The organism is Streptococcus sp. OH4692_COT-348, from assembly GCF_003859975.1.
GTDB lineage: Bacteria > Bacillota > Bacilli > Lactobacillales > Streptococcaceae > Streptococcus.
In genome coordinates this window covers 212,585-223,472 of the sequence record NZ_RQZB01000005.1, presented here as the reverse complement: position 1 = coordinate 223,472, position 10,888 = coordinate 212,585, and the positions used below count along the sequence as shown (strand labels likewise).

General features: G+C 38.7%; 10 protein-coding genes. All 10 read left to right on the top strand.

Features of this window, described 5'->3' with window-relative positions; all coding sequences use genetic code 11:
* Positions 1–519 (top strand): LPXTG cell wall anchor domain-containing protein (locus EII37_RS04550; protein WP_124787724.1); only part of this gene is annotated, 519 nt, incomplete at its 5' end.
* A gap of 76 nt (positions 520–595) precedes the next feature.
* On the top strand, positions 596–1,033 hold the full coding sequence (locus EII37_RS04545; RefSeq protein WP_124787723.1) for a single-stranded DNA-binding protein: 438 nt from the start codon (positions 596–598) through the stop codon (positions 1,031–1,033).
* Between the two features lie 171 nt (positions 1,034–1,204).
* The gene (locus EII37_RS04540; RefSeq protein ID WP_124787722.1) at positions 1,205–1,450 is read left to right on the top strand and encodes a hypothetical protein; all 246 of its coding nucleotides are present in this window, start codon (positions 1,205–1,207) and stop codon (positions 1,448–1,450) included.
* A gap of 4 nt (positions 1,451–1,454) precedes the next feature.
* A complete protein-coding gene (locus EII37_RS04535; protein WP_124787721.1) occupies positions 1,455–4,550 on the top strand; it encodes a VirD4-like conjugal transfer protein, CD1115 family in 3,096 nt (1,031 codons plus the stop codon).
* An 82-nt stretch (positions 4,551–4,632) separates the two neighbouring features.
* Entirely contained in the window at positions 4,633–5,133 is a 501-nt protein-coding gene (locus EII37_RS04530; protein WP_080982883.1) for a lipoprotein, read from the top strand.
* A gap of 121 nt (positions 5,134–5,254) precedes the next feature.
* Entirely contained in the window at positions 5,255–7,534 is a 2,280-nt protein-coding gene (locus EII37_RS04525) for a pLS20_p028 family conjugation system transmembrane protein (RefSeq protein WP_124787720.1), read from the top strand.
* 8 nt (positions 7,535–7,542) lie between these two features.
* A complete protein-coding gene (locus EII37_RS04520) occupies positions 7,543–7,824 on the top strand; it encodes a BRCT domain-containing protein (protein WP_185695947.1) in 282 nt (93 codons plus the stop codon).
* A 147-nt stretch (positions 7,825–7,971) separates the two neighbouring features.
* Positions 7,972–8,280 (top strand): DUF5592 family protein, encoded by a 309-nt coding sequence (locus EII37_RS04515; RefSeq protein ID WP_049538583.1) that lies wholly within the window; start codon positions 7,972–7,974, stop codon positions 8,278–8,280.
* The gene (locus EII37_RS04510; protein ID WP_124787718.1) at positions 8,280–8,927 is read left to right on the top strand and encodes a hypothetical protein; all 648 of its coding nucleotides are present in this window, start codon (positions 8,280–8,282) and stop codon (positions 8,925–8,927) included. Before EII37_RS04515 ends, EII37_RS04510 begins: the two co-directional genes overlap by 1 nt.
* Before the next feature lie 10 nt (positions 8,928–8,937).
* Positions 8,938–10,884: a virulence factor gene (locus EII37_RS04505; RefSeq protein ID WP_124787717.1), complete on the top strand. Its 1,947-nt coding sequence runs from the start codon at positions 8,938–8,940 to the stop codon at positions 10,882–10,884.
* Positions 10,885–10,888: the final 4 nt, after the last annotated feature.

Here is a 10,888-nt window from a genome sequence, read left to right as displayed (position 1 = left end):
GGTATCATCAAGGGTACAGAATACACAGCAGAAAAAGAGCTTGTGTTGCCTTATGATGTGACATTGAAAAATGGTAAGGTTATCAAAGCAGGCGATAAGATTGCCAAAGGTAGCACTTATGCCTTCACCTTTGAATTTAACCAAGGTACTAATTCAGAGTTTATCAAGAAACTTGTAACTGTTAAGTGGGATGCCAAAGGTGGTCAATGGTCTTACGTTATCAATCAAGATTTCCTAAACTCTCTAGGGGTTAAAGGAACCTTTGATGCAGATTTCTACATCGAAGTCGAGCGTATTGCAGCTGGAGAAGTTGAGAATACTTTTGTCAATATTGTCAATGGACAAGAAATGACTGCAAAGGTAACAACCCACACTCCAGAACCACCAAAACCTGAAGAACCAGGAAAACCAAAACAATCACTGCCAAATACTGGAACAGCAAGTAGCATGCTTCCAGTTGTAGGAATGATTTTGGGATTGTTGAGTCTCGCAGGTCTCCGTAAGTCGAAAGAAAACTAATTTGATGAATTAAAATGAAAGAATGACCACAAGCTGGGGTATAACTCTCTTGTGGTCTTTATTGAAAGGAGAAAAAATGCAAGTATTTATCGCTTCTGGACGTGTTGCATTCATCCCAAGCGATGCAGTAGGTCGAACTCAAAACGGTCATGTGAGTTTTAAATTTGAGTTTGTTTGTGACTCTAGCATGACTGATGATACAAATAAACCAATTTCTAATTTCTTCCATGTGCAAGTATACGGGAAACAAGCAGAATTGATGGCTCAGAGTTTATCTAAGGGCTCTCCAATTCTCTTAAAAGGAGAAATTATCCAACGACCATATAATGATGAACAAGGTCAACGTCGGACGTATCAGTTTATTTCACCAAACCAACAAGGAGGAATCACTTTCCTTGAAAATAAGGAGGCATCTAATCGACGTAAGCAGGAACAACAGGGCTTTTCTCAGCCGACACCAAGTTATAATCCTCCATCCTATCCTGAACCAATGGATGCGGATTCCCCGTTCTAGAGGGATTGAAAGCATACAAGGACACTTGTGTGCTTTTTTTGTTGCTTGTTTATTATATAAAAAGTTATATAACTTATGATATAACAATATCTTTTGTCCCTTTAACAAAGAATTTGATATTATCCTTTAGAATAGAGGGGAACTAAGAAATAATCAGAAAGGAGTGCAATGATGACAAGACAAAAATACAATTATCTGTCTGATGAATTGATTGCGGAATCTCTTCAGGTAACCAATTACTTAGAACAAAGTCGATCCAGTCGATTGAATGTTCTTCAGTTGGATGGAGAGAAATGGTTAGAAAATTACTTTCACCGTTATGAGAAAGCCTCTCCAAGGCTACAGTTTCACATATTTCTCTTTTCGAGCTTCTATACTCGAAAAATGGAATGGTTTTTGGAAGGTGTAAGGGGGTAGTAGTTTGTTTGAGTTATTTGAAGTAGTATTTTATACCCTTATCCAACTGATTCGAGCCAGTTGGATCACTACCTTCCTTTTTCTAGGAGGCGCAGGTTACTACCTATTCAAACTCTTCCAGCCGTATTTTTTAAGACATTATCAAAGGTTATTAAGAGGTTGGAAAAATCGTAAAGAAATTGATTGGAAACAAGTATGGTTCAAATCAATTAGAGGGTTGTTCAATTGGATGAAGTCATTCATACCTAAACTCTTGGCGCTTGTCTCTCTCATCCTTTGGAATATTTTCTTCAGGATGTTCTACACTCTCCCTTTTGTTAAACGAGAACGGAAACGATTTGATAAAGAAATGAAACCGATTCTTTATTTTAAAAGTTATCGTAGCTTCGTTTATATGGGATTAGGTTTTAGCTTTATTGCTTTTATCTTAACGAATTACCTGGTTACTGTTTTGAGGGCTACAATCCGCTTTCTCTATTTTAGTATTTGGTCGTTTAAAGATGCTAGTAAAGCCGTAAACTTTGACTTAAACAGCCTCTTGTTTCAAAGCTTATTGAATACTAAGGTCTTCTTGATAGCACCGATTTTAGCATTTCCACTCTTTCTATTGGGCTTAGTTATCGCTTGGAAATCTGCCTGGATAAACTTCGAGCAGTTTCGAGACTATAACAACAATGAAGAAGGAGATGATCGCTTTGTGACGGTTGATGAAATTCGTCGACAATACAAAAAGATCCCCAATAAAGCTTTAACTTATCCAGGTGAGGGTGGGGCTCCTGTATTTCATGAACTGACTCATGATTTAGCAGGACAAACACTGAGGACTCAGATGTTATGGCAAAATAGGAAAATCAGTCGATATGTGACCAATGCGGAGCGGATTTTAGGCATGTTAGCTTTTCCTTCTGGATATTATTACATTGAAGATAAGCCGACGAATCTGTTAGGAATTGGGATGACTCGTTCAGGTAAGGGTGAAGGTCATATTACTCCAGCAATTGAAATCAATAGCCGTGCGGAGTTGCAACCATCGATGGCTGTAGGAGATAATAAAGGTGAGCATTACCAAGCTTCTTACAAACTCATGAGACAACGTGGCTATGATGTCAATGTTCTTTCTTTCCAAAATATGGATTGGTCCATGTCCTACAATCCTCTAGCTTTGGCCATAGAAGCCGCAAAGAAGGGCTACTATGAGAAAACTCAAACCTATGTCAATGCAGTCGCAGAATCCATTTATCCGAAACAAAAAGGTGGAGAGAAGGGAAATGCAGAATACTTCCGTAAGTCTTCTATATCCCTATTTAATGCTCTTACAATGGCTTTGATGGATCGAGCTAATGAAACCTATCAAAATGGTGAAGACGATGCCTGGGATACCATTACGATCCCTAACGTTGCGAAATTCTTGGCGACAATGGGGTCTGAAGAAGTCTTTGTAGATGGTGCTGGTGAAATCGTTGAGAATCCAAGCAGAGAACAACAAGTATCGAAGAAGTCAAAAATCACAGTCTATTTTGATAATTTGAGACAAGTCAATCAAAAACAATTCTCGAAATTTAGACAAATGGCGGACATCGAATTTCGTGCTTCAGACTTTGGTGGTGATGAGACTAAAGGGAATGTCTACTCTAGCATGATGACAGGAATCAACCTGTTCTTGCAAGACAACGTGGCCAAACTGACTTCTAAAAACTCTATTGATTTAGAGTCTTTTGGTTTCCCACGTCGATTGTCTGTCAAGTTGAGATCAAGCACCAATAGTCAACTTAAAAATGAGTTCAAGCACAAAACTGCTAAAGTAACGATTACAGGATTGAAGAAGTGGGGTAAAGTCGAAAAGAAGGTCGATTATGTAAAGCAAGCTACAGCTCTTGTAGATGGGGAAGGCTATCTGACCTATGCCATCGAGCCTAAACTTCCAGATCAGTTTACGGTAACGATTGATTTCAATCATAAGAACAATGGCCATTCCCCTGTTCGGGATCAAGTCTTCCAATTTTCAGCTGAAAAAGTCTATCGAAAAGTTGGAGATAGTCTAGAACTAGATGAATATACCAAGAAGCCGATTTTAGATCATATCGATATAACCGTCCTTAAGAATAAAGAAGACACCCAAAATCTTCTTCAGGAGTCGGATATTGAACTGATTTATTCAGATAAACCGAAAATCATCTACCTGGTAACACCGCCAAACCGCACAGAGTACAATGGGATTGTCTCTTTGTTCTTAGATCAGTTATACAATGCCAACTATGAGCTTGCATTAACAAATGGTCGGAAGTGTATCAATCGCATTCTCCATATCTTGGATGAGTTTACAAACATGCCAGCCATTCCTCACATGGATACGAAAATTTCTATCGGATTGGGACAAAACATTCTCTATTACCTATGGATTCAAAATCTGGAGCAACTGTACAATGTATATGGCCAAAATGTTGCTCAAACAATTATGGATAACTGTTCGTTGAAGGTTTACGTCAAAACAACGTCTCCAGATACCAATAAGAAATTTAGTGCTGAGTTGGGTACACGTACCATCACCAGAAGACGGCGCTCCAGTAACATCCTGGACGAAGCCAATCCAAACGTGTCAGTCGAGAATCCAAAACAAGAGTTGTTGACACCAACTCAATTGGCCAAGCTCCAGGAAGGAGAAGCGGTTATCTTACGTGGAGTCAAGGGACGGGATAATGTTGGACGTAAGGTCACAACGGATCCAATCTTCGCACATGATAAGACGAGCTTCCCTTACAAGTACATGTTCTTACAAGAGGAATTTGATACATCGATGACTCTTGCGGATATTCCAGTCGAAAGTGCACACCGTGAGCTAGAACTCCAGGAGATCGCAGTTGATGCAGGTACAGCCTTCAACAACATCATAGACTGGAGGCAACGTTTGACCATGCCTCTCCTCAGCAACAATGGAGAGACTCCTAAATTATCAGGCCGTCACAGTAAAGGACAAAAGGTACAATCCCAATCATTTACTTCCACAGATGAACTATTTCAGGCAACTGTAGCTAGTGTTATTCAAGGTGACTATGATTATTATGATGATGGAGACGACTTTTTTGCGGATGAAGTTATCTAAAAAGATATACAATAAGTTATATAAACACTTGCAAGAAAAAAAGATGTTTGCTATAATAAAATAAAGAATGGTTAGGAGATAAATGATGAAAGCAAAGTACTTTTTAAGAATTGTTTTAGTAGGTTTAGCCTTGATTATACTTGGAGCTTGTGGTCAAAAATCACCTGATTCTATTGCTAAAAATGTGCTAAAAGATAGCTATACAGGCTTTTCACAGGAAGATGGTTATGAGAGTCTTGATTTTAAAGGTGGAGTAGGAACTACCTTAAAATTTGACAAAGAAAAGCGAACCATTTCAAATAACGACGGTGAAAGTATTAACTACAGTGTGCTTTCAGAAGAACAAGTGAAGGCAATTCCAGCCTCTTTCAGGGGAACTATTGTTAGTTTAGAAAGTCAACTGAAAGGAAAAGACAATTTTACAATCGCTGTTGATTATAGGGATATAGGTAAGCCTGAAGAAGCAGAGGCTTATTATCAAGTTGTCTTGACTGAGGGTGGTAAAAAAATCCGAATCATTGAGCTACGTCGTGGCTATAAAGAAGACAATGCTTTCTATGATTTCAATGGAACAGCAGATTAATTTAGAAAAGTCTCAATTACTTGAGGCTTTTTTGTTGTCATAATTTCATTGTCCCTTTAAAAACGATTTTGTCATTATCGAATATGATAGGGGTATCTTAAAAAGAAAGAAGGTACCTTTAGTGCACTATCAAACCTTTTCAGATTTGGTGAATGAGGTCAAGGAACTCAATGGTGAAATCACAGGCGAGAATGCAAAAAAGCTGGCGGAATTCTATTCCTACTGGGGAAACTATTTAGAACCGACTCCTGCATTTATGGCATATCTATCCTATTTACCAGGAGGGATCGTTAAAGCTTTTTATCAAATCATTTCCAGTCTAGAACATGTTTTTAATAATATGTTCAAGCTCTTTGGGCTTTTCGGATATTTGGGGGATCAGAAGACAGTCATTGGTCAATTTTTCTACTGGTTTCAGATATTAGGAACGTCCTTGTTTACTCTGATTTTGGTTGTGTCGGCTATAGCAGGCGTTTTTACTAAGCCAGTAAAGTATAAGGGGGTTATTATTAATTTCCTTTTGGTAACTGCAGTAACCACGGTTTTGCCTTTAGCTTTGACCACCATCTCAACAGCAGTGGCACAGGATGCCATGTCTATCCAGACAGTCTCCAGCGAAGCGCCATCTGGTAGTCAACCAACTTCCTCCTTGGCTCTTCAGCCCATGAAAAATAATGTAGTAGACCTAAAAGTCTTGATATACAAAGATTTTTCTACAGAGTTGTTTCCAATGGATGATTATGGCTATATCAAGCCCGTTCAGGAGGGTTCTACCCCTGTCAATAATATCACGGATAACCCTGACCAACGGGATACGGCAGATTTTGCGACCAAGATTGATTTTGGGGCAAACTATGGTACGACAAATCCAAAAATGTTAGATGATATACAGAAAAACGATAAAATAGCAGGAATTAAAGGCTTGTTCCTCCATAAGTTGAATTCCAATAATACAGGGGTTGAAAGCATTACAGAACACCGAGTCATTAATCAATTGAGTGCTTTTGAATCGGTTTATATGCGTTATAAAGTCAACTGGATAGGAATGTTCCTCCAGTATATAATCCTAGCTATTCTCTTGGTCAGCATGATCATTAAGCTCGTTAAATCAATCTTTGATATCCTGATTGAAGCAATGATTTCTCCAATTCTTGGATATAGTTCCCTATCAAATTCAAAGAAATATAAAGAGTTGTTAAGAACCATTGGAGGTGCCTTAGCTGGAATTTTCTTTGAAGTTATCATTATGCGTGTAACACTTGAGATTTTCAGAGATTTGCCAATCCTTTCTGTTTCAGCAGTATCTAAGCTTTCTGGCGGATTCTTTGATGGACTCAATATGTGGGAACAGTGTCTTGCAGCTGCCTTTGTCTATATTGGAGTATTCTTTGCGGCAATGCAAGGAGTGGCCATGATTGAACGCTGGCTTGGAGTTTCAACAGGACATAGCGAAACAGCGCAACAATTGCTTGGTGCTATGATGATGGGCAATGCCTTTGCGGCTGGAGCAGGTGGTGTCTTTAATGGCGGTATGGCACTTGGTCAATTTGGTATGGATATGGCTAAAAAAACTCCAGATGCCCTGTCTAAAGGCAGTCAGATTCTGGGGAATAGTCTTGCCAGAACTGGAGGTGGTATCCAAGGTGCTCTGAACTCTATAAGAGATCAGGGATTAATGAATGCGGCCAAAGGTGGAGTAAGTAATATGGTTGATTTGGCAGAATGGAAAGCATTTGAAACTATGCAAAATACGAAAGGAGCAGTTGGCAATGTTTTAAATAACTTGGATGATAAAGCCACCTCTGCTCACAATGCGACCTATAACGCTTTGAAAAACGATGCGATTCCTGGAATTGATCAATTTGGACCAGTTGACATTCCTGAGCCACCAATCGATCCAGGAACAACGGATGCACCTATTGTTGATTCAACTCCTTCAGCTGAAGAAATAGGATCCCCAATTCAAGATCCACCACTTCAAACTGAAGGAGCAGAGGCACCAATCCAAGAGTCAAATCATCCAACTGGAGGAACGGAATCTCCAATTCAAGATTCAACTCATCTAACTGGAGGAATAGAGCCACCAATCCAAAACTCAACTCATCTAACTGGAGGAACAGAGCCACCAATCCAAAATTCATCTCATCCAACTGGAGGATCAGCATCACCAACTCAAGATTCATCTCATCTAACTGGAGGAATGGAGCCACCAATTCAAAATTCATCTCCATCAGTTGTAGAATCGACACAACCACCGAAACAAGCAGACTCTTCTCAACAAAAGTTTCAACAGAGCATGAGTCAAATGCAATACATGAACCAACAGATGCAACAAGCAGGACAGCGTATGCAGGGAGGACGTCATATCACAGGTGCTGAAAGTCCTGAAGAGGAGGAATAGGATGAATTATGGATTTAACAGGGAAGAATATTGTTATCACAGGAAGCCTACGTCCTCTAACTAGAGAAGAAGCAGTACGATTTTTAGAAAGTAAAGGGGCTGTCGTGCAAAACTATGTGTCTTCTAGGACAGATATATTGGTTGTAGGACACAAGCAGTTGAATCTTTTTGATCCAGATAAAAGGTCTAAGAAGCATGATGCAGCGCTTAGAAGACTATCAGAAGGCCAATTGATTACTTTTCTTTCTGAAGAAGCATTCTTTGATTTAGTTAAGAAGTCTCAAGATTGAGGCTTCTTTTATTGTGTAAAAAAGTATATAACTTTTTGTGTAATTTATTCCTGAAGGATGATGGGAAAAATGCTATTGTCCCTTTAAAAGATATTTTCGATTATTCATTATAATGTTAGTGTCAAAACAAATATAAAGGAGAAATTAATGTACGGTGAAAAATATGGTGTACCTAGAGATATTTATGCCAAAATCAAGATTATAGGACTTCTTATTCTGGATATTACATTTGTAGGAATAACTGGGCTAATTGCTCTAAGCGTTGGATTAAGAATTTTTCCGAAAAGTCAATGGATACAAATGTTCGCATTCATATTTTTAACACCAGTTATGAGTTTGTATCTGGTGTTGCCAGCTAACGGTGGTAAAAAGAATTGGCACAGTATGTTTCTTTTCTTCAGACGAAGAAGAAAACGTTACATCAGTTTGAACTATATCAGAAGGAGAAAATCATAATGGCAATTAAACAAACTTCATCCCAAAATATTGAGAAACGCCCTTTAGGACGTATTCGAGAAATGAAGAAGCATACTCAGGAATATTTCGATTTACATTCTTGTGTTGAGTTGTTAGACGTAAAATCAATTATTCCAAACAGACAGGCTTATATCCAGTTAGTAGATTATGGATACTTGCAGCTGATGGAAATACCAGGTAAAGATTTAGGATCGATGTCTTATAACGAGGTTATGAGAACCATTGAAAATTTTGAAACCTGGTTGACTCGATTTGGACCGAATATCCAAGTGGAGACGACAACTTTACCAACAAATACAGATACACAAATTTCTGACTTGCGCCATCATTTGGATTTAGTGCGACAAGAAATGTCTAAGTTATCAGTAAATGATAGACGTTATTTACAACTCAAGGATCGTGAAATTTGGCTTCAAAGCCAAATTAAAGTTGAAGAAAGCATCCGACAAGAAGTCTATAATACAGAGTTTATACTGTGGCTATTTGCACCTACAACAACCGAATTGGACGAATTGGTTCGGAAGGCTAAAACCTATGGAAATAATGATTTTGTTCCACAAGATATTAGCTACAGGAAGAAAATTCAAATTATAAAGCAATACAACAATATGAATGAGAAAGTGTAGGAGAGATAGCATGCCTGATTTATCAAAACGTAGACAAAGACAACTAAAAAATGAAGGATATGACCTTGCCTTTCTTAGTCAGATTCAACCGCAAGGAAATATTGATTTTCAAAAGGATGACCGCTCCTGGATAAGTGGAGATGGGCACCATACGGTCTTACACTATTATGAGTATCCAACTGAAGGTATGGATCGTTTTTGGCTTTCTGAATTGTTGTTGATTCCTGGTACACGTTCCTTCCTGTCACTGTACAAGGAGGATAACAGACAGCTTCAAAAAGAGATTGAGGACTCTATTGAAGAGAAGTCAACACGGATTACAAACAATAGCAAACTAACCAATAATCGGAAAGAACTAGATGAAATTGACAAACTGAATAAACTAAGCCGTGAAATTGATAAGCAAAATATAGCTATGTACGGGATGTATATTCGTGTCTTTACATTCGCATCAACCAAAGAAGAATTATTCAAGAAGGTTGAAGAGGTCAAAGACAAAACGTCGAAATTCAAATCCACTATTCTGTCTGGAGAATTAGATTTTGAATACCATGCTCCATTTATTCCAGCTGAATATCAGATTGATTTGCCCAATCATCGAAGAGGAATACCGACTCCAGCTTACTCAATAGCTGGTGGATATTTCTTTAATCATACGAAACTAGAAGATGAGAAGGGTTTTTATCTGGGTTGGACTCCAACAAATGGAGCGGTAAATTTCAATTTTCTAGAACGTGACGAGAAAAGAACACGCTCCTTTATGATCCTATCTGGAAATCCAAAGATGGGACAGCGATCTTTTCTTATGAAACACACAGACGGTCTCTATGCGAAGGGGCATTATATTCGTAACTTTGATGCTACTGGCCAGTTTCTTGATCAGACACGAAAACAACATGGATTGATTCTTGATTTATCAGGTGAGGCTAACCGTATCAATATCTTCCAGGTATTTCCAACAGTGACCAATGAAGCAGGAACTGAAATCGATAAGAAAAAATCTTACAACCTTCATATCGAAAAACTGAAGAGTATCTATAAACTTCTGAATAATGAAGTGACAGGAGACGATTTAATCACATTTGGAACTCTCCTGAATGAGTTTTACATTGAAGAAAATTTGTGGGCTCGAAATCCTTCATTGAATCCAGAAAAACTGAAAGCGACGGATATTGTGAAGGAAGAGTATCCTATTCTGTCTGATTTTATTTTGTTTGTTGATGCCTACAAACGTCGACTGGAACAAACTAGTGCGGATAAAGCCGAACACAAGGCTGTTAAGCGTATTTACAATACGTTTAACGAACTATTGACAACAAACGCAGAAATTTTCGAGGGAACAACCGAATTTCAAGATATTTCTTCAGAGCAAGTTGTAACATTTGACTTCTCAGGGTTGAAGAACGCCCCTCATTTGTTAAATGTTCAGATATTCTCTGTTCTTTCACTTGTCTCAGCTGATATTGTCAATAACGGAAAACGCTGTAAGCAATTACTGAAGAGACGTCCTGACTTAACGGAGATGGATATGCAGCACTATATTGTCAATATTAGTGGGGCACAGACACTCATTGACCCTAAGCATGAAAGTAGTGTCAACCTTCTGGCTGATATGATTGATACAATGGGCGAAAACTTTGCTGGTGTTGTATTGTCTGTTAATTCACTGCGAGGGATTCTGTTTGAGACGGGGATTGGCACTCATAAGGATCCGTACGTAACGGCAGTCCAGAGGATTTTTGGTCTGATGCAATATAGAGTTTTTGCTCAGACGGACGAAACCAGTGTTCCTCTACTAGCTAACGCCTTATCTGGATCAATGAACCAGTCTGAACTAGAGACTTTGCCTCGTCTGGCGAAAGGACAGTTATTCATGAATATTGCAGGGGTAGGAAATCTGGTCTTTAACCAACAGCTGTTAGCCCCTGAAGTTGAGCGCTATGGCGGTATTGAGTAAGAAA